The sequence below is a fragment of the Dysgonomonas sp. PH5-45 genome (genome assembly GCF_029893235.1).
GTDB lineage: Bacteria > Bacteroidota > Bacteroidia > Bacteroidales > Dysgonomonadaceae > UBA1309.
On sequence record NZ_JARXWE010000003.1, the window covers coordinates 67075 to 88384 of the forward strand.

At 41.1% G+C, this 21310-nt stretch carries 18 protein-coding genes and 1 tRNA gene; 4 read left to right on the forward strand and 15 right to left on the reverse strand.

Annotated features, from left to right (window positions below; all coding sequences use genetic code 11):
• Window positions 1–6: 6 nt before the first annotated feature.
• The 5 genes from M2132_RS02170 to M2132_RS02190 all read right to left on the reverse strand — a co-directional run bounded on the left by M2132_RS02170 (window position 7) and on the right by M2132_RS02190 (window position 2768).
• A tRNA-Thr gene (locus M2132_RS02170) sits at window positions 7–80 on the reverse strand.
• 91 nt (window positions 81–171) lie between these two features.
• Window positions 172–471, reverse strand: coding sequence for a ribosome hibernation-promoting factor, HPF/YfiA family (hpf, locus tag M2132_RS02175; RefSeq protein ID WP_280670871.1), 300 nt, complete (start codon window positions 469–471; stop codon window positions 172–174).
• A 19-nt stretch (window positions 472–490) separates the two neighbouring features.
• Entirely contained in the window at window positions 491–1375 is an 885-nt protein-coding gene (xerC, locus tag M2132_RS02180; RefSeq protein WP_280670976.1) for a tyrosine recombinase XerC, read from the reverse strand.
• Between the two features lie 68 nt (window positions 1376–1443).
• Window positions 1444–1635: a 30S ribosomal protein S21 gene (gene rpsU / locus M2132_RS02185; RefSeq protein WP_280670869.1), complete on the reverse strand. Its 192-nt coding sequence runs from the start codon at window positions 1633–1635 to the stop codon at window positions 1444–1446.
• Between the two features lie 494 nt (window positions 1636–2129).
• Entirely contained in the window at window positions 2130–2768 is a 639-nt protein-coding gene (locus M2132_RS02190; protein WP_280670867.1) for a nitroreductase family protein, read from the reverse strand.
• Between the two features lie 196 nt (window positions 2769–2964).
• Between M2132_RS02190 and M2132_RS02195 the strand changes: the two genes are divergently transcribed.
• Together M2132_RS02195 and ribF are read left to right on the forward strand one after the other, a co-directional pair.
• A complete protein-coding gene (locus M2132_RS02195) occupies window positions 2965–3582 on the forward strand; it encodes an HAD family phosphatase (RefSeq protein ID WP_280670865.1) in 618 nt (205 codons plus the stop codon).
• A gap of 25 nt (window positions 3583–3607) precedes the next feature.
• On the forward strand, window positions 3608–4540 hold the full coding sequence (gene ribF, locus M2132_RS02200) for a riboflavin biosynthesis protein RibF (protein WP_280670863.1): 933 nt from the start codon (window positions 3608–3610) through the stop codon (window positions 4538–4540).
• A 115-nt stretch (window positions 4541–4655) separates the two neighbouring features.
• Here ribF and nifJ read toward each other — a convergent pair whose 3' ends face one another.
• The 5 genes from nifJ to M2132_RS02225 form a co-directional block, all read right to left on the reverse strand.
• Window positions 4656–8225: a pyruvate:ferredoxin (flavodoxin) oxidoreductase gene (nifJ, locus tag M2132_RS02205; protein ID WP_280670861.1), complete on the reverse strand. Its 3570-nt coding sequence runs from the start codon at window positions 8223–8225 to the stop codon at window positions 4656–4658.
• A gap of 151 nt (window positions 8226–8376) precedes the next feature.
• On the reverse strand, window positions 8377–9570 hold the full coding sequence (locus M2132_RS02210) for an ATP-binding protein (protein WP_280670859.1): 1194 nt from the start codon (window positions 9568–9570) through the stop codon (window positions 8377–8379).
• Between the two features lie 302 nt (window positions 9571–9872).
• Window positions 9873–10700: a transporter substrate-binding domain-containing protein gene (locus tag M2132_RS02215; RefSeq protein ID WP_280670856.1), complete on the reverse strand. Its 828-nt coding sequence runs from the start codon at window positions 10698–10700 to the stop codon at window positions 9873–9875.
• A 90-nt stretch (window positions 10701–10790) separates the two neighbouring features.
• A complete protein-coding gene (locus M2132_RS02220; RefSeq protein WP_280670854.1) occupies window positions 10791–11135 on the reverse strand; it encodes a DUF6984 family protein in 345 nt (114 codons plus the stop codon).
• A gap of 94 nt (window positions 11136–11229) precedes the next feature.
• Entirely contained in the window at window positions 11230–13239 is a 2010-nt protein-coding gene (locus M2132_RS02225; RefSeq protein ID WP_280670852.1) for a putative porin, read from the reverse strand.
• A gap of 226 nt (window positions 13240–13465) precedes the next feature.
• On the opposite strand from M2132_RS02225, the gene M2132_RS02230 reads away from it, so the two are divergent.
• Entirely contained in the window at window positions 13466–13951 is a 486-nt protein-coding gene (locus tag M2132_RS02230; protein ID WP_280670850.1) for a surface-adhesin E family protein, read from the forward strand.
• A 7-nt stretch (window positions 13952–13958) separates the two neighbouring features.
• Here M2132_RS02230 and M2132_RS02235 read toward each other — a convergent pair whose 3' ends face one another.
• Window positions 13959–14807, reverse strand: coding sequence for a hypothetical protein (locus tag M2132_RS02235; protein WP_280670848.1), 849 nt, complete (start codon window positions 14805–14807; stop codon window positions 13959–13961).
• Between the two features lie 329 nt (window positions 14808–15136).
• On the opposite strand from M2132_RS02235, the gene M2132_RS02240 reads away from it, so the two are divergent.
• Window positions 15137–16576, forward strand: coding sequence for a CCA tRNA nucleotidyltransferase (locus M2132_RS02240; protein ID WP_280670846.1), 1440 nt, complete (start codon window positions 15137–15139; stop codon window positions 16574–16576).
• Here M2132_RS02240 and M2132_RS02245 read toward each other — a convergent pair.
• Genes M2132_RS02245 through M2132_RS02260 form a run of 4 tightly spaced genes read right to left on the reverse strand, consistent with a single transcriptional unit; the run spans window position 16573 to window position 21237 of the window.
• Window positions 16573–17667 carry a glycosyltransferase family 4 protein gene (locus tag M2132_RS02245; RefSeq protein ID WP_280670844.1) on the reverse strand — a complete coding sequence of 365 codons (1095 nt, stop codon included), beginning with the start codon at window positions 17665–17667 and terminating at the stop codon, window positions 16573–16575. The genes M2132_RS02240 and M2132_RS02245 overlap by 4 nt on opposite strands.
• Window positions 17668–17682: 15 nt before the next feature.
• Complete coding sequence (locus M2132_RS02250) at window positions 17683–18879, reverse strand: glycosyltransferase family 4 protein (RefSeq protein WP_280670842.1); 1197 nt, start codon at window positions 18877–18879, stop codon at window positions 17683–17685.
• 25 nt (window positions 18880–18904) lie between these two features.
• Window positions 18905–20053, reverse strand: coding sequence for a glycosyltransferase family 4 protein (locus M2132_RS02255; RefSeq protein ID WP_280670840.1), 1149 nt, complete (start codon window positions 20051–20053; stop codon window positions 18905–18907).
• Window positions 20050–21237, reverse strand: a complete 1188-nt coding sequence (locus tag M2132_RS02260; protein ID WP_280670838.1) for a hypothetical protein — start codon at window positions 21235–21237, stop codon at window positions 20050–20052. Before M2132_RS02260 ends, M2132_RS02255 begins: the two co-directional genes overlap by 4 nt.
• Between the last annotated feature and the right edge of the window lie 73 nt (window positions 21238–21310).

Sequence of the window (21310 nt, forward strand, 5' to 3'; positions counted from 1 at the left end):
AGGTAGAGCCTCTTGTCGGATTCGAACCAACGACCCCGAGATTACAAATCACGTGCTCTGGCCAACTGAGCTAAAGAGGCATCAATATAAAAAACATCGCCGTTTCCATATCAGAAGCGGCGACAAAAATAGGTATTTTTTTTTATTTACAAAAACTTTGTAAGGTATTTTTTATTTTGCTTGAACTTTTTCTTTTCGCTTGATTAGCTGCTTTTCAAGAGCTTCAACCGACATGTCGATTGCTTCCTCAAAAGTATCAGCTATTTTGCTGGCAAAAATATCTCCATTTTTTATATACAACTTAATCGAAGCATCCTTATTATTTGCCGATTCGGGTTTGGTAACCTTCAAAATCACATCCGCATCAATTATATCGTCTGAGTATTTTCCCAATTTCGATACTTTTTTATTTACAAATTCCTTTAGTTGTTCCGTTGCATCGAAATGAACAGATTGAATCCTGATATCCATATGATCCTCCTTACTTTTTTTAGGCTCTTGGATGAGCCTTGTTATAAATATTTTTTAATTCCTCGAACGAGGTGTGTGTGTAAACCTGAGTCGATGCCAAACTCGAATGCCCCAACAATTCTTTTACGGCATTCAGTTCAGCTCCATTATTAAGCATCCCCGTTGCAAAAGAGTGCCTAAGCACATGAGGGTTTTTTTTCACTAACGATGGTATCCATTTCAGTTCGGCAGTTACCGCCCTATAAACAATCATCGGATAGAGTTGCCCTCCATCTTTCTTAACAAAGAACCAGCCCGATTGTTTTTCTATTTGAGTGTTTCTTTTCTCAAGATAATCCTCCAAACGTTGTTTGGTGTCCCGCCCAAAAGGTATAAGTCGCTGTTTATTACGTTTTCCTGTCACCCGAATCACGTTGGCCGAAAAATCGACATCCGTATCTTTCAGCCCTATCAGTTCCGCCCGCCGTATGCCTGTCATATAAAACAATTCGATTATTATTTTATTGCGCAGTTGTTCAAAGTCAGACTCATCTTCAGCGACTTCATCGAGCAAGGCATTCATATCCTTATCGCCCACAAACGAAGGCAAAGGCTGTTTTGCCTTAGGCCCCACAACCCGCCGCATAGGATTAGTCTCTATTTCGCCAATGCGAAGCAAATAACGGTAAAAGGACTTCAAGGAACTAAGCTTACGGTTAACGCTGCGTGCCGATATGCGTTGCTCCATCAAACAGACAATCCACCGGCGAACAACATCGCCGTCAACATCCTTCATTCCGATGTCTTGACAATGCTCTTCAAGGAAGGTTTTGAACTGGACGAGGTCTGTAAAATAAGAAATCTCCGTATGAGAAGAATAGTTCTTTTCATGCCGGAGATATCTGATATATTTTTCGATTAACATCATACCCAGTCAAACATTGCATTGTTTAGACGAAGTTACGAATTAATCATTAAAAAGCAAATTTAAATTTACTCCTCTATTCCCCTCAATTTTTGAACGTAAACAGCGTGTATTCTTTGTTTTCTGTTCTCAACAGAAGGTTTAACAAACGCCTGACGTCTTCTTAGTTCTTTAACAACGCCTGTTTTTTCGTATTTTCTTTTGAATTTTTTAAGCGCTTTCTCTATGTTTTCGCCTTCTTTTACAGGTACAATAATCATAATTTATTTATCGTTATTTTAAGTTATTTACAAAATCTTTGTATTGTTTGATATTTGGAAGATTTAAGTTGTTAATTGCATACAAAAATCCCGCAGGCTCTTCCTCAACCTACATTTGGATTCTCGTCTGGAATATATTAAACTATATTTTGTTTCTAATAAAGCAATTAACCTCCCTTCTTTTTCGGTCTGCAAAAATAGCACTAATTTATTTCAAAGCAATACTTTCAGCAAAAAAACTTCTATATTCAACAAAAATATTCTTTTAACCCATAGTGCATTTAAAGAATTTATATCAAACAACTTATTATAAATATCTTATAGTATTTGTCCTTCTGAACAAAGTGAAGAATCTCTGTATTTTATTCAAGATCCTTCGTTACACTCAGGATGACAAAATGGATAAATATTGTTTTTCAGACAATTAACTTTTATTCTCTAAAGACACAACAGGTTCTTTTATCATTATGTTACCGTAAAAGCAGAACCGCAGCTTATTTCCATTGGGTGATTTCATCAACCGAACAACGAACCGAATCTTTTCCCTGTTCGGCAGCCTTACCTATCGATATCAGCAATACAGGTATGTAACGCTTGGTATCTACGCCTAATGCCTCAGACAACTCTTGTTTCTGATATCCCCCAATCGGATTGGTGTCGTATCCGTAAGCCTTGGCCGAGAGCATCAGTTGCATAGCTATAAATCCGCAATCGAGCATTATTCCATTTGTTGCCCTGTCGTCAGGGATACCGGTTTTATATTCCTTCATCATGGCTGCCATTTTTTCTTTCTGCTCAGGTGTCATTAATTTGTAATCGACATTTGCGGCCAATATCGGATCTATCGACAATTGGTTTTCCTTATCTCCAAAAATCGCTATTATAGCCGACGATGTTTCGCATTGCAACTGGTTAAACATCATATGTGGCTTTATCAGAGCCTTACCCTCTTCGCTGTCTATAACCACAAACCGCCAGGGTTGCAGATTGAAAGACGAAGGCGCCGTCATTGCATCTTGTAAGATATTCTTCATTTCTTGGCGGCTTATTTTCACCGAAGGGTCGTATTTACGAATAGATACCCTTTCTTTCAGCAGTTCATTAGCTTGATTTACAATGTTTTTTATTTCCATCTTTTTCTTTTCTGTTTTTAGATTCACAATTTACCGTACCAAACATAGCAAAAGCAAGCTCAATTTATATTACGGCAAAGCATGAATTTAAAAACTTTTATCATTTCCATTTTATACGATACATCATTAACTCTGTGATAAAATAATCTGTAACTTCGCGGTTTATATAACAACAAGAATAAAACTGTAAGAAAAAATGAAACCTATAAAAAATATTCTTTTCGATTTTGGCGGGGTTATTGTTGGCCTCAATAAAAACAATGCCATAAAACGCTTCAAAGAAATAGGGGTGGCAAATATAGAAGATTACCTCAACGAATTCAGGCAAACAGGCATATTCCTTGCCTTGGAAGAAGGCAAACTCTCGCTCAATGAGTTTTACGCCGAACTGCAAAAACTTGCAGGCAGGGAAATATCTGAAGAGGATATGGACTCGGCATGGATGGCTTTCCTGACAGGTGTTGACGAATATAAGTTCCAGATGCTAAAGGATCTGCGCAAAAAGTATAATGTGTACCTGCTTAGCAATACCAATCCCGTTATTATGGGTTGGGCCGAATCGTCACAGTTTTCGCCCACAGGCGAGCCTATTACGGCTTTCTTCGACAAATGCTATTATTCATTCAAGATAGGTGCGGCTAAGCCCGACAAAGAGATTTTTGAGTACGTGATCAGAGATTCAGGTATCAACCCCGAAGAGTCGTTGTTCCTCGATGACGGACCGGCTAACCTTGAGGCCGCAAAAACGTTTGGGCTACAAACCTATCTGGCTAACCAAAACGAAGACCTGCGTAAGATTTTCGATTTAAACTAAACACACACTAAAATAAATAGTTGCCGTGCTACTGATTGACAAGAACCACTCCCCGGAACACAAACCTTTGATTGCCACAATCGGTTTTTTTGACGGAGTACATCTGGGACACCGTTACCTAATAGAGCAAGTCGAAACCATAGCGAAAGCCAAAGGATTACCTTCGGCCGTTATAACCTTTCCGGTACACCCAAGACTGGTATTGCAGAGCGATTACTGCCCCGCACTTTTGTGTGGATACGAAGAAAAGCTGGACCGATTAGCCTCAACAGGGATAGATTATTGCGTATCGTTCGATTTTACTGAGGAAACATCGAAGCTCTCCGCACACGATTTTATACATAAAATATTAAAGGAAGAATTAAACGTTGATACGCTCGTAATAGGCTACGATCATCGTTTTGGACATAACCGCCGGGATGGATTTGAACAATATGTTGCTTACGGAAAAGAAGCGGGTATCGACGTTATACAAGCCCAAGAACTCGGCTGGCCGAAACACGTAAGTTCGTCACGCATACGTAGCCTACTTAGCAAAGGGGATATCGGCAAAGCCTCAGAAATGCTGTCGTACAACTATACCATATCGGGTAAAATTGTTGAAGGCTTCAAAGTGGGGCGCACCATTGGTTTTCCGACGGCAAATATACAGGTTTGGGAAAACTTTAAGGTTATTCCCGCCTTTGGGGTATATGCCGTATATGTACATATTGAAGGGCAAAAATACGGAGGTATGCTCTATATAGGCAAACGCCCTACCCTACAAAACGGCGACAACATAAGCCTGGAGGTGAATATCTTCGATTTCGACCAAGATATATATAATAAAACGCTCACGGTAGAATTTATAGAATTTGTGCGTCCGGACGAAAAATTTGCCAATATAGACGAGCTTAAAGCACAAATAACCAACGACAAACACACCGCGCAAAGCATCCTGAAAAAGAAGCAACCCTAAGCATTCCTGACATTTACGTTTTACCCGGAAAAATCAAATATTTATATACAATCAGGAGGTAGACCTTGCGGGTCTACCTCCTGACACATTTTATACTTATCCTATCAAGTTTCTTTTACTCTTGTACATTCTTGGCTTCGTCAAAAGCATCGAATTTTGTATTAGCCAAACGCTGGTAGCTTTTCCAACGCCATAGGGCATTTTCTTGTGCTGCAAGGTAAAGCTCCTGCGACTCATTCGGATTCGACTTCTGAAGCGATGTATAGCGCACTTCGCTACCCAAGAAAGACTGGAACTTGCTCCAATCAGGGTCTTTGCTATCCATCGTGAAAGGATTTTGACCCTCTTCTTCCAACATTGGGTTGTAACGCCACAAATGCCAGTATCCGCATTCAACGGCAGCTCTCTCTTCGTCTTGCGAGTGCCCCATGCCTTTACGTAAGCCGTGGCTGATACAAGGAGAATAAGCAATAATCAGAGATGGTCCTTTATACTCTTCCGCTTCACGGAATGCTTTAAGACACTGTCCTTGATTAGCACCCATTGCCACTTGGGCAACATAAACATAACCGTAGGTTGTGGCAATCATACCAAGGTCTTTTTTGCGTACCTTTTTACCTCCCGAAGCAAATTTTGCAACAGCGGCAACAGGTGTAGACTTAGACGATTGGCCTCCGGTATTTGAATATACCTCGGTATCGAGAACAAGAATATTCACATCTTCGCCCGAAGCCATCACATGGTCAAGACCGCCAAAGCCTATATCGTATGCCCAACCGTCACCACCGAATATCCAGATTGAACGTTTAACGAGGTACGATTTCAACTCGTAAATTTCTTTGCAATAATCGCACTTATCTTTTTCAATTTCCAACAGTGGAAGAAGTTTTGCCGCTATTCCTTTCGTAGCTTCGGCATCATCCTTGTTGGTAATCCATTCCGAATACAAGGCTTTGATTTCAGCAGAGCATTTATCGCAACCTTGAGCCTCTGTCATCAATTTCTCAATCTTGTTCCTAAGGCTAATATTAGCGATAGCAAAACCAAGACCGAATTCAGCATTATCTTCGAACAGTGAATTTGCCCATGCAGGCCCTTGTCCTTTTTGATTTTTTGTATATGGTGTTGCCGGAGCAGAACCTCCATAGATAGAAGAACATCCTGTTGCGTTGGCAATCAGCATCCGGTCGCCATAGAGTTGTGTTACCAATTTGATATAAGGAGTTTCGCCACAACCCGAACATGCTCCGGAAAACTCAAACAAAGGAGTGGAGAACTGCGAGTTCTTCACGTTTTGTTTGATATCTACCAAGTGAGCCTTGCTCGATACGTTCTTAACCATGAAGTCCCAATTATTCTGTTCGGGATATTGAGTGCCTATTTCGGCCATATGAAGGGCTTTTTCGCCTTTTTTACCAGGACATACATCGGCACAGTTACCACAACCCAAGCAGTCTAATACATCGACTTGGATGCGGAAGCCCATACCTTCGAATTGTTTACCCTGAGCTTTTAGCAAAGTCATTTCGGCAGGAGCTTTTTCCTGTTCGGCGGCATCCAACACAAACGGACGTATGGTTGCGTGCGGACAAACGTAAGCACATTGATTACATTGTATACAGTTTTCGGCGTTCCAAACAGGAACAAAAGCAGCTACGCCACGTTTTTCGTAAGCTGTGGTTCCGTTATCCCATGTACCGTCTTCGCGACCAACAAATGCCGAAACAGGAACACTGTATCCTTTTTGTGCATTCACAGGGCGAACTACGTTTTGGATAAATTCGGGAGCATCGTCTTTAGCAGACTCTCCCACTACGATGTTTGCCCATTCGGCAGGAACATCAACTTTTTCCACTTCAACGCCACGGTCAACAGCCGCATTGTTCTTGTTAACAACATCTTCGCCTTTGCGTCCGTAAGACTTGACGATGAATTTCTTCATCTGCTCAACGGCAAGGTCGTAAGGTATGATGTTCGATATTTTGAAGAATGCCGATTGCAGGATCGTATTTGTACGTCCGCCAAGACCAATTTCCGTTGCTATTTTAGTAGCATTGATTATATAGAAATTGATATTGTTAACGGCAAGATACTTCTTAACGTTGTCGGGCAAGAAGTTGCCAACTTCTTCTTTGCTCCATACGGAGTTCAGAAGAAATGTTCCGTTCTTTTTCAGCCCCTTAGTCACATCATAAAGGTGAAGGTATGCCGGAACGTGGCATGCCACGAAGTCGGGCGTATTAACCAAATATGTTGACCGGATAGGATGGTCGCCAAAACGCAGGTGAGACGAGGTGAAACCTCCCGATTTCTTAGAGTCGTAAGCGAAGTAAGCCTGACAATATTTGTCGGTATTATCGCCAATAATCTTTATCGTGTTTTTGTTTGCGCCCACTGTTCCGTCCGAACCCAAACCGTAGAATTTAGCCTCATAGTTTTTATCATCGACCGAAATCTCTTCTTTGAGCGGAAGCGACTTGAAAGTAACATCGTCAACGATACCAATAGTGAAGTCGTTTTTGGGCATCGCCATTGCAAGGTTTTCGTAAACCGACATGATTTGCGAAGGAGTAGTATCTTTCGACGACAAACCATAAATACCGCCCACAATAGTTGGAACTTCAGTTTTGCCGAAGAAACAGTCTTTCACATCAAGATATAATGGTTGTCCAAGAGCTCCCGGTTCTTTTGTACGGTCAAGAACAGCTATTCGCTTAGCTGTTTTAGGCACAGCAGAAAGGAATGCTTCGGCCTTGAACGGACGATACAAGTGTACAGCCACCAAGCCTACCTTCTCGCCTTTGGCATTCAGATAGTCTATCGTTTCGCGGATCGTTTCGCAAACCGAACCCATGGCAATGATAACACGGTCGGCATCTTCCGCACCATAGTAATCGAACAAGCCATATTTACGGCCGGTAACTTTTGCAAGCTCGGTCAGATATTTTTCAACTATATCGGGTACAGCATCATAAAATTTATTGGCTGCCTCGCGCGATTGGAAATAAATATCATCATTCTGAGCCGTACCACGGGTAACCGGACTTTCAGGATTTAAAGCCCTGTCGCGGAATGCTTTCAGTGCCTCTTGGTTTACAAGGGGAGCTACATCTTCGTTTTCGAGCATTTCTACTTTCTGGATTTCGTGCGATGTACGGAATCCGTCAAATATATGCATGAAAGGGATGCGAGCCTCAAGCGTTGCCAAGTGAGGAACAGCAGCCAAGTCCATAACCTCTTGCACCGAATTGGTGAAGAACATGGCAAAGCCTGTTTGGCGAGCTGCCATAACATCCTGATGGTCGCCAAAAATGGATAAGGCTTGCGCCGCAAGCGCACGAGCCGAAACATTGATAACACAAGGCAATAGTTCACCCGCAATCTTATACATATTGGGGATCATCAACAAAAGTCCTTGCGATGCAGTGTAGGTTGTTGTCAAGGCTCCAGCCTGCAAAGAACCATGAAGCGCACCGGCGGCTCCGGCCTCCGATTGCATCTCCTGTACACGAATAACTTCGCCGAAAATATTTTTACGTCCGGCTGTTGCCCATTCATCAACATATTCTGCCATTGTTGACGAAGGGGTGATGGGATAAATCGAAGCAACTTCGCTGAACATATAAGATATGTGTGCAGCGGCCTGATTACCATCACAGGTTAAAAATTTCTTTTCTTTTGCCATACTCTTTAGTTGAATATTTTTAGTTGTTAGTTTAATTCTGATTTTTTCCTTTTTTTCTGAATACGCTACCTCCGTTTGGGTGTTTATTGATTGTAGCGAAACCGGTTGGTGTATCTGAAGTTTAATACTTATTACCTTGTTGTTTCTTGTTTTAATATAAAAATCCGAATAACCACAAAGGGATTGTATTTTCGTTCCCTATTTCCATCATTTCGGATGCTATATATATGTCCGGTTTTTTATTGTTACTTTTTGTTTTCGTTTCCTCTACCTTAAATGTATACTTATCATCTTTGCGGCTTACAATAAAAAAGCCTGTTTTAGTGCCTTTCTTCAGTTTGCAGTTATTGTGATGCAACTGATTGTAAAAGAATGTTTCGCGCAAGGCCTGATCGTCGGCAGGGCCCGGTTTGAGTGCATAAATCAGATTGGTATTATGCATATATACCAAGTCCGGTTTTTTAGGAAACCCTTCGCCTTCCCTGTAAAGCAGGTTAATTAAACGTGCATTTTTCAGATAATCGAGGTAGTTTGTTACGGTTGCCCGCGATATTTCGCAATCGACACTCAATTGGCTGATGTTCGGTTTTCCGGGGCACGAGAGCGACAGCAGGTAATACAGCTTCCTCAACTTTGGCAAATAGCTTTGTTCTATCTGCCTGATTGATAAAACGTCTACCTCCAACATCATGTTTATTGTCTTAAGCAGATTTTCAGAAAAATTACGTTTTTCCAAAAAGAAAGGGTAATATCCGTGATGGATATAATCTCTGAAATAGGCCAAAGGTTTTACTTTGGTACGAATCTCGCTGGCAATTGCCTTATGGTTTGCCAATATATCTTGTAGGCTGTAAGCCTGCAAATTACTTCCTGTAATGATATTCAGAAATTCGCGAAAAGAGAACCCGCGAAGGTTATAAAACTTCACGATGGGAGCAATATCCGGGTTTTCGCTCAGCCTCATAACCGTCGAAACCGTAAATATTATTTTCAGTTCCGGAAAGTCTTCATAACATGCCCTGAGTTCGGCAGGCCAGTTCGGATATTTAAACACTTGGTCTATAAGCAAGGTTTTCCCTCCTTTAAAGCAGAATTCCTGTGCAAAATCGTAAATAGAACGGCAGGTAAACGAAAAATTGTTCATATTAATATATAAGCAATCGCGTTTATCCAAACTGGTATATTTTGCCGCATACTGAAGCAAGAATGTTGTTTTGCCTACCCCCCGCGTTCCTTTAATAGCAATAAGGCGGTTGCTCCAGTCAACCTCGTCCATCAGCAGGCGGTCAACAGGATTACCCAAATGTTCTACCAGATATTTATGTGTTCTAAAAAACGATTCCACAAATTCCTCACTTTAATGCAGCGAAGATACTTCTTTTTTATCTATTTGCAATGTCCGGATTGCAATTTTAATCATTTTTCATCAATTTATTTGACATCCGAAAGCACCTGTTTTGTATTATATTACTACACAATGCCTTATCCGATTCGCACAAATAAAACTATAACATAAATAGTATTTGTCCTTCTGAACAAAATGAAGAATCTTTGTATGCTTTTATCCGAGATCCTTCGTTTCTCTCAGTATGACAAAACAACATATATGTTATTCCTCAAACAATTAGCTTTTATTTCCTAAATGCGCTACGGGTTATGGTAATATTTTCTGTAAATGCGCGAAAAATCGGGTGTGTGTCTGAAGCGTTCTATCCACACATTGAGCGAATCCAACAACTGTGGCGAAGCAGACCGTACAGCCCATGCCTCCAAGTGAGTGAACCCAATATCGGTTTCTACATCCAATTCGGGTAGCTTGGCTTGCAGTTCGCGAGCCGTCTCTTCGTCGCAAACCGAAAATTCTATGTCGCCTGCCGCAACCATCATTGCCAGTTGCTGGGCTTCGTAAGTAGTATTTTCACTGATGAATATGGAGTCGCCAATCTCGTGCGACAGGTTTCTGAGGCGCAGTATATAAGGAGAGTTTACCGGTACGGTTATAGTTTTGCCTGCCAGTTGAAGATGGTTCCGCAGTAGTTTTTTGCCTTCATTAAATTCGGCTTTGCGTTGCACCAGAACTATTTTATTGCGGATGATGGGCTTTGTAAACAAAAAATCGCTTCGCAAACCTGCATTTACAGGTATGTTGCGTGTAATGAGGTCGTAGGTTTGGTTTTCCAACCCCGAAAAACTATTCTCCAAACTGTTTTCAAGCACCACACTAAACTTCACTGGTGTATATTTTTGCAAAGCGCTCAGTAGTTCGTAAGTAAAGCCTTGCAAGGTATCGCCTTGTACATAGTAGGCTTTCGGCTCAAGATTAGTTACCACTCGCAGAGTATCGCTCTGGACTATTTGCTCATAATCGCGAGGGAGGAGTTTTTTGTCTGTTTTCGGAAAGAAGAAAGAAGCAACTATGACTACAATAATAAATACGTAGCCAATAACAACCCAATATTTATATTTTCTCTTCATAACATAACTCGCTTTTTCTCAATCTTTAAATGTGATAATATTTTGAAACTCATACAAGAAGTTACATGCAGCGAAAATCGGATAAATTTCTCAAGTCAAATATTCAAAAGTTAATGGTATTTCTATTAATTTCTCAAAATTTGTTTTCCAAATATCAAGTTCAAATAAATTACCGTCTGTATCTATTATTAAAGAAGCTATTACTACAACTCCATCTTTATCTACGAACTTACATTCACTGGCTATTTTGCCAAAAAATCTTTTTTCTTCCGAAACTCTATCATCGGTACATAAACAAAGACTACCCATATCTCCATCTGACATCGGTTTTACAAGTAATTTCCCATTCCAATTATCTTTGATTTTAACAAATGCATTTGCAACCAGAAACTCTATCAAGCTAAGTTCTTGCACCGTTGGTCTTCTATTCTTCATGCATTTTTCTATATTTATTTCTTATACCAAACTTATATTTTATATTCAAATCCACATAATTTCATGCGGAAAAGAGATGGTATAATAAAAATCTTTAATCAAAGAAGTTCCACGAAAGCCCAAATTTAAGAATCATCGGGTTTACGGGATAGTGCAAGGTAGTGAAATAGTTGGAATTACCTACATCTTTGCCCACATTATAGAGCATTACAAAGAATTTTGTGTTTTTCAGATGCAGATTCAAGTAAGCATTGGCAAAAGGGAAGTTGCCCACTTTCTTTTCACGTTGGTTGTAGAATTGCAACAGCGCAGGCTCGTATCCGGGAGCGTAATATTCGGTAAAGTATTGCACATCGAGCCCCAGTTGAAGGGTCAACACCTTTGCTATCTTACTCTGCAAATATATGTTAGAATACACACTCAGGGATGGTAAAGGCAAGGATTTCTCCTTACTGCTCATCTGGTAAACAATCTTATTGTCCCAATGGAATATCCCTGCATTCAGCTTTTGGTCTAACTGAACGGAAACGACCTGTATATTCCCGCTTTCTTGAGCAATATATTTGTCGGCTCCGTAATAGATATAATTCTTTATGTTTTCTACCCCTCCCTTAATACGGGTTTTGGTTTGTGGCAAATATATCTCGCCACCTATATACACACGGCGTATATCGCTAAAGTCGTGATTCCATGAAAAATACTTGGAATAGTATATATTTTCAAAAAAGGTAGGTTTCGTATTCTTTATATAAGCATTCGCCTTAATGTGGGCTTGCTTTCCTTTTATATTAAAGAAAGTTTGCAATTCGCCATTCACTCTGAATTCACCCACATTATAACCCAATACACCCAAATCGGCCGACAGGTTGTAACGTAGAAAGTCGCCCTTTTGTTTCGACAGCACACCACCTACAACCGTGGAATTCTGATTGTCTACTACCCCCACCGGGGCAAATACCATATTTGGGTCTAAATGCTTGAAGCGGCGGATGTCTTGTTCGATGAAGGCCGTTAACCCGAATTTCACCCAAGGCCTGAATCCTTCGTTGAGAGCTATACCAAAGGTATTGCGGAACGACCAATAAGACATTCTGTCGTTTGCCGGATAACCCGAATAATTGTTTTCGGCATACAGCGTATCGGTTGCCGTCTGCCCACTTGTTCCGTTCACGATGGTTTCGTCGGTCGATACAAAGCGGCGTTTCTGATCGCGGTAATAGCTCGTAAGAATAAAACTGGCAACAGGTATCGAATCCTGCTCGCCAATGCCGACATTGTATTTATTGGTCAGATACAATTGCCTACCCCGCAGCTTATTCCAAGCATTGTCCATACGGGTTGCGATATCGCGCGAGTTATCGAACTTCTGTACCTCGGGGTTGGTTATATTATCGTCGTTCACTACCCCTCCATTCTCCTGATTATTGAAGTTGTTGTTATAGGCTAAGGCATGCATTTCGTATTTTGTGCCTATGTAGCTTGCATAAAGGCCATATGATATTTGTTTACTACCCAAATGATTGTAATATCCGCGTGAATAAACATAATCCAAATCGAAGCCCACATTTAGTCTCTTTCCGAAGTTTATTGATATTTCGGGACGGAAGCGTTCTTCTTTGTTCTGCCCACCGCCACCTGTCTGGTAAAAAAGGTTTGAATAAGGAACTTTAGAATTTCTAAACAGTTTTTTATCGGGCGTTACCAGATAATAGCCAAAAGGATTCAGAAAATTGAAAAGCCCACCTTCTTCCCTGTTAAAGAATATCATAGTTTGATTTGGTGAGCCAACATTACTCAATGTGCTGACAGCTACATCCTGCCCTGTCATTATCGTTGCGCGATGGAAGTTGTAAGCCACAGTATCGTCGGCAGGTGCAAGGCGGGGTTCGGCAAGGCGTGATGAGATATACCAACCATACATATCAGGTTTCACTTTCCGGGCATTCTTCGCCTGCTCTTCGGGTGGCGATACCTTCCCGATATCTCCCACAGGACTTATCACCGCAGTTGTATCGAGGTTCAACACCTGAGGGGTAGCACCGGTACTGTCTTTATCGAGAATAATAACCTGATTCTGCGCTTTCGTTGTGCAGAAAAAAGTCATAAAAATGAATACGGTTAACAGATATTTATTCATCGGCGCAAACTTACATAAAAATAAAATACGAGGTATTATTTTAACATTATTAATAATATCGCCCTTGTTGGCTGATTTTGTCCGTAAAGATTATTCGGGTAAATGTAAAAGTAAAATAAAAACTGACCGAAAGGTTCGGGCTTTAGTTCTTTTCGTTTATCTTAGTGTCGTATCATATATATAGTTAACGATTATGCATAAAATATTATTCTCTTTCGTCTTTATTTTCACCACATTTTTGACCTATGCTCAAAATACAATTGATGATAAATGGAAACTGTTTGCCGTGACCGAAGATGGTGTGGAAGTTTATCTTGACACCACGAGTATAAAAAGGGTGAACAACGAATACCGGGTTCTCTCAAAAAAAGTGTATGCCACCGCATTGGCTAAAGAAAACTATAAAGAAACATTCGTTGCGGCATTCAGCAAAACCGAAAAAAAACCGGAGAAAGTGGCAAAGAAAATGAAACGTTGGGACGATTTGGCATATACCATCGTTGAATATTCTTTCGACTGTCTGAACAAACGTTTCCGCACTCTCACCATAACAGATTATTCGTCAAAAAATAAAGAGATCGTAAAAACCAAAACCCCGAAAAACCGAGGCTGGACCAATATAGAAGGTGATGATATGGGCGACTTGATGCGCTTCTTTGTTTGCGACTATGAGCAATAAGCCATTATTACTGCACCACGGGAGAAAGTGACGAAGCGGCTTCCTTTTTCTCGTCCAAATAATCGTTTAAGGTAAGGGCTTTGAATTTAGCATTTTGAAGGCTGTCGTTTTTTTGTATCAGCTCGGATAGTTGTTGCGATTTTGCGATAGACTGTTTCGATGCAGCCGACAGGGTGTAAGACGATGTTGCTTTACCCATGAGCTGCACAGTTATCTTCTCGTCAGTATCGCCAATAAAACGGATAATACCATTCTCCTTATTGGGCATAAAACGGATAATTTCGTAATACCGCCCGTTATCATCGAAACGGTAATTCAAACCATCGCCTGTTTCTTCGAGCGTTTCGGCAAAAAAGTCTTTCGTCATTACTTTTAGCTTATTGTGTTGCTGCCCTCCCAAGAAAACACTTTCTACATACATCGTACCATCCTCGGCTACGCCCGACCTCAACCCTGTTGAGAAGCCACTAAGCGCGGGATCGCCTTTCGGAACGTAAGTTCCTTTATCTTGATATTCCTTGTTTTGCTGCAATACAAAAAACGTTTTCATTTCTTCCAACTGCGGAGAGTAAATGGCAAGCAACGAATCGCACTGCTTTATCTGACGGTCGTTCATCGCCCGGCGTATTTCTTGCAGCAAAACCATCCCTTCCTTGCGCTGCTCTACAGCCTTAGGATAATTGAAATTGAGGCTGTCGAGGTTTTGTTTTGCCTGCTCATAATTTCCACTTTCGAAAGCTGTTTGTGCATTCTCAAGCAAAACCTTCGCCTGAGCGTTCTTATCGCCACACCCTGCTATAAGCAGAGCAAAAACTGCCATACAAGAAATAAAGAAAACCGATTTATGATGTTTCATTGCTCCAAATTATTTTCTGTAAATATCTAAAATACTCGTGGTGCATTTAGAAAATAAAAGCTAATTGTTTGAGGAACAACATATATGTTATTTTGTCATCCTGAGAGCAACGAAGGATCTTGAATAAAAATACAGAGATTCTTCACTTTGTTCAGAAGGACAAATCCTATAAGATATTTGTAATAAGCTATTTAATATAAATCCTCCAAATGCACAGCGGGTTAAAACAATTAAGCGTAGTTATACCACCGCAACACAAAAATAACATTATTCTGTGGTATCCGGTCTATTTGTTTTATTTTTGTGGTCTAAAAAAAGATTTATTCAGAATGTACATAGTAGACGACAGCATAATAGAAAAACACCTTTCGGGTAAAATATTCGATACCATCAGCCAAACGGCCGACAGTCTGGGATTGGAATGCTATGCTGTTGGGGGCTATGTAAGGGATATTTTTTTGTATCGCCCATCGAAAGACATAGACATCGTTACCGTGGGGCGAGGCATCGAACTGGCACAAGCCGTAGCCGCCAAACTGGGCAGAGGAGCGCACCTATCGGTGTTTAAAAATTATGGAACGGCTCAAATAAAATACAAAGACCAAGAGATAGAGTTTGTAGGGGCACGGCGGGAATCTTACCAGCGCGACTCACGCAACCCTGTGGTGGAGGACGGCACTCTGGATGACGACCAAAAACGGCGCGACTTCACCATAAACGCCCTTGCCATTTGCCTCAACAAAGAGCGCTATGGCGAGTTGCTCGACCCCTTCGATGGATTGGGCGACTTAGACCGTTTACTGATCCGTACACCTCTCGACCCCGACGTCACCTTCTCGGACGACCCCTTGCGTATGATGAGGGCAATACGTTTCTCATCGCAACTTGCCTTCGATATAGAAGATGAGGCTTTCGATGCCATTTGTCGCAATAGGGAAAGAATAAAGATAATTTCGAAAGAACGGATTGTTGACGAACTGAACAAAATCATGCTTTCGCCCAAACCATCTCTGGGCTTCGTCCTGCTCGAAAAAACAGGCTTGCTCGAAATAATTCTGCCCGAACTTCTGGCACTGAAAGGAGCTGAAACCAAAGATGGCGTAGGCCACAAAGACAACTACTATCACACGCTTACCGTCCTTGACAATATTGCCCTGAAAACCGATAACCTGTGGCTACGTTGGGCTGCTCTGCTGCACGATATAGCAAAACCGGCAACAAAACGTTGGGATAATAAACTGGGATGGACTTTCCACAATCACAACTTTGTAGGAGCCAAAATGATTCCGAAGATATTTGCTCGGATGAAGCTACCCTTAAACGAGAAAATGAAGTATGTGCAAAAACTTGTTTCGCTACACATGCGCCCCATTGCTTTGGTTGAAGACGAAGTTACGGATTCGGCCGTGCGGCGTTTGCTGTTTGAGGCAGGCGATGACATAGACGACCTTATGACCCTTTGCCAAGCCGATATCACATCTAAAAATCCGGCAAAAGTGAAACGTTTTCTTCAAAACTTCGAGATAGTGCGTCAGAAAATGAAGGAAATAGAAGAAAAAGACCATGTGCGCAACTTTCAGCCGCCTATCGACGGGCAACAAATCATGGAAATATTCGGACTCGCTCCCTGTGCCGAAGTGGGCAGGCTCAAATCCTCGATAAAAGATGCCATTCTGGATGGTGTTATTCCCAACGAATATGATGCCGCCTACAAATATTTACTCCAAAAGGCAAGCAGTATAGGATTGAAACCCATAAAAAACGGTTAACCCATCGTCTTGTAAACAGCCGCAACCTGCAAGGCTATCGTATCCCAATTATAGGGAGAAAGGTTATACATCCGTTTCTTGACGGGAACAGATAGTTTTTCTTCTATCTTGCGTGTCAATTCTTCTTCATTATAAGGGTCAAAAAAATCATCACTCGGAAGGTTTACCTGCGTGTTTGCCGGAATATTGCTGACAATAACATTCAGGTCGTAGCTCATACCTTCGAGCAAAGCGATAGGTAATCCCTCGTGAAAAGAAGGGAGTACAAACAAAGCCGGATGCGAAAGCACTTCGGCCAATTTATCGCCGGTAATAAATCCGGTAAGGACTACGCCATTATCCTTGGCCAGTTTTTTCAGCCCAAGCGAATACTCAGTTTCGTGGTCGGCATCGCCTGCAAGAACAAGTTTAAACTTATCCCGGACATTGCTTTTGGTGTATGCACGGATAAGCGAGTCGAATCCTTTCTCGGGCACAAATCGGCCTATTGCCAAAATATACTTTTGTTTCTCTAAGCCTAACGATTCTATATAGTTGGTCGATTCTATAACACGAGCCTTTTCAACCCCGTTAAATATAAGGCGTATATTCTCAGATCGTCCGTATTTTTCTTTCAACGAATCGGTTATAACATTCGATATCGAGATTATATTATTGGCATACTTAGCGGCGAATCGCTCACCCGTTTTGAGCATAAACTTTGCCATACGCCCCCACTTCTGACGGTTATAATCGGCTCCGTGATGCGTCATAACGACCTTCAGTCCCAACATGCGGGCAAAAGGGGTAACCAATGCCGGACCAATGGCATGTATGTGCAGAATATCCGCTTTCTGCCGCTTGGCATAAATAACCCCCAGAAAAGAGTGTATAATGGCTTCGAACCTTTTTTTGCGAGGGGCATAAATATCTTTTACCTTAACACCCTTAAATTCTGTTATACGGTTATCGTCTGTTATATAAGAAGAACGGCGTACAACAGTCACGTCGTATCCCATAACAACAAGGCGCGAAAAAAGCTTCTCGCAATGAGTTTCTACTCCTCCGGGGATGCCGGGAATGCCACGCGTACCGATAACTACAATTTTCATGCGATAAAACTATTCTTATTTTACAAGTTCGTTATATACCTCCATCAAGTTACGAAAATAAATTTCTTCCGAAAACTTTTTCACACTTTCGTAACCATTCTTGCTTAAACGTTCGTATTCTTCGTTCGATATTTGCAAAGCTTTTTGCAGGGTTGTTGCTAAGTCTTGTTCATTTTTGGGTTCAAACAAATATCCATTCTGCCCATCTTCAACAATTTCGGGTATCGCCCCTATTCGCGATGCTATGACAGGCGTACCCAATGCGAGACTTTCAGTACACGCAAGGCCAAACGTTTCGTACCATTCCGAAGGGACAATAACATAGGAGGCATTATATATCAAATCTTCAAGATCAGATTTATTTTGATGCCCCAAAAACTCAACATTAGGAAGAGCTGATTCCGAATACCGTTTTTCGCCTGCTCCCGCAACCTTCAGTTGTATATCCGGAAACCGCTTCATTACGGAAAGGAGCGTAGGCAATCCTTTTTCGCGCGAAAGCCGCCCTGCATAAAGGATATAATTACCTCGATTCATCGTCTTATATATGGACGGAAAAGCTACAGGATTATATACAGGCTTTATTTTTCTTGCAATTTCTTTATTAAATTCAGCATGTTTATCAGCCTCGAATCGACTCACACAGATGAACCTATCCACATATTTCTCTGTTTTGTAAAACCACCGTCTAAAATACATCTCGAAAGTCATCAGAGTGCTCTCCGCAACACTTCCTTTAGAACATCGGGAAAACATACAATGAAAATAATTACCCGATTTACATTTTTCGCAGATATTAAGGTTTCTGTCGAGCAAAAGATATGACGGGCAAATTTGCCTGTAATCGTGCAAACTCATAACCACAGGTATACCATACTTTTTCAGTACAGGAAGAATCGAAACCGATAAGCTGTTTAAATAAAGATGTATATGAGCAATGTCGGGTTTTTCGGTTTGTATTACTCTTTCGAGTTCTTTGGCTGCACGCCTGTTATAGAAGAAAGAACCTATTCTTTTTATTTTTTCACCAATTGGTGCATCCGTACTGAAATATGGCGTGGTATATGTGGGCTGATATACAGATTGCCCCTCGTCCGTGGCAAAAAGGCTCACCTGATGCCCTGCGTTGTTCAACAAACGAATCGTGTTGAACATCACAGTCTCGGTTCCTCCTTTTATATAAGGATATTTATCTATTTGTAATACTTTCATCAGAAAAACAAAATCAACCTTTACTTTAATTTTTGTCTGCAAGTTGATCAAAAAGGTTGATCCACTTAGTCATAACCTTATCGGGTAAGAAACGCCGGACATTTACTTTAGCTTTCCGTCCAAATTCTTTCCTCACATTATCATTCTCTGCTAAATATAGTATTTTTTTTGATAACTCTTCAATATCGCCCAACCCAACAAGGAATCCATCTTCATTATTCTGTATTATTTCGGATGGTCCGCTGGGGCAATCGAATGCCACGCATGGAATCCCGCAAGCCATTGCCTCGGCTAACACCAAGCCAAAACCTTCGTATGCGGAAGATAGGGCAAAGATAGAGCTTTCTATAAACTCCGTTTGTATGTCGGATGTCGGGGGCTGGATATGAACACTATTATTCAATTCCAATTCGTTTATCAGAGCTTCTATACTTTCTTTTTCACTTCCCGTTCCAAATATATCTAACCGCCAATCCGGAATTCGGTTTGCAATGAGTTTCCAAGCCCTAATGAGCGACGGATAGTCTTTTTGCTTGGCCAGACGCCCGGCACTGATTACCCTTTTTGTAGAGCAATCACTCGAATCTTCGGGATAAAAAGACAACAGGTTGGGGATGACGAACAAGCGTTCTATGCCAGTCCATCGCCGAGCATCATCTTCGGACAGAACAACAAAAGCATCGTACTTATTTGCAAAACGCCGCTTATTTTTATCGGCAAGAAGCGCAAATTCTTTTTTCAACCACGATACATCAAGGCTTTGAATCTCTAACTCCTTATGCTGTTTGCAGAAGTGAATTTCGGCTATTTTCTTACTCCCATCATTAATTCCGGGGAGCATCGTCATTTCGTGAGTATAGGTTGATATTGAGATATCCGGCTTTATTTTGTTCAATGTTTCTGCCAACCTCAATCTGTGTTGTTTCCTTTTTTTTAATTGCAAAAAGAAACCCTTATGAAACGGAAGACCATCCAATTCAGAATAGTTTATACCAAGGTCTATAAAATTAATCTTTGAAGAAAACGAAAAAAAATTGGGTTTATCTTTCCTGTCGGTAGTAATTATTGTTACCTCATGTCCTAAATTATCGGCCAAATAGTTAGCCTTAGAACAGACTATCCGCTCCATGCCTCCCGAACGGGAAGAGTCAACAAGGCAATACACTATCTTCATGCTTCTTCTGCCACTAACTCGTTTACATCTTCATCCGTCAATTCTTCTTCCGACGAAGACCCGAATTCTTCTATAACACCAAACCGGTACTTGTACAACAACGCCCAAAATATAGTGTTTCCGATATTCATTATCCCCAAAAGCGTTGTTTCTACAAAGCCGTATGCCATCGTGCCAACAAGAATAGCTATTACCAATGTATTTTGTTGCTTTATAATATTCTTAGCTGCAATAAAATAAAGGGCTATGAAGTATACGAAAAACACCAATCCTCCGGCAAACATTAACGTCAGATAAGAGCTATCAATCACCAGTTCTTCGGTAGGCATAAAGGTAGTCCCGAATATTAGCTGCTCAGGTGTTAGTGTAGACAGAAAATCGCCATACAAACTGGGTCTGTTGCTCAAGATTATGTCTATCAGAGGGAAATTCTCGGCATTCAATCCGAGAAACAATGTTAATGCACTCAGTATAAGAGGCAGAACGAGTATGATGTACTTTGTTACACCCAATTTGTAGTTTTCGGAGATTTTCTTCCGCAGGGAATAATAACCGTATGTACACACAAAGGCCAAAATCGCAATCAAGAAGCCGCGCGACATGGTCATCGTATAAATGAACATCGCAAATAGCATGGCTCCTACAACAAACATAGGAAGCATTTTTCTATACTTCGAAATGCTAAGTAAAAGGATACTCGCAATTATTAACCCATAGTAGTTTGTCGATGCTGCATTAGGATGGCGGAATCCGAAATCGTACCGGGCTCTGATCAAGTTTTCTATATCCGAATTATTCTCGAACATAGCCAACCGTCCAAACCCATAAAGGAAAAACATTATAACCGATACCACACCCAAAATGACGAGGATATACTTCAAATAGGTTTTGATATCAACCGCAAGGCTGGCCTGCATTATAGTCATCAGGAGCAAAACGTCGCGCTTGTAGTAATGGGGGGACATAACCATTATAAAGCACAGAAATATCATGATAAACAGATACCCTTTCGATATTGTCTTAAAGTTAAAGGCCAAGAGGGCAAACAAAACTGTGGCAGGCCCTAAAACAATCAGTGGTACTCTGAAAACGAACGAAGTAAGAAAACCGATATTCAATGCCAACAAGAGCAGAAGAACACATATCCTCCGAAAACTTTCGTATGATTGAGTATTGCTATTCATTGTCTGATTTCTTGTCTGTCCGAAGAAGCTTTCTTTTATCTATTAAAATCCCCCTCTTTCCACGAAAAGAAGG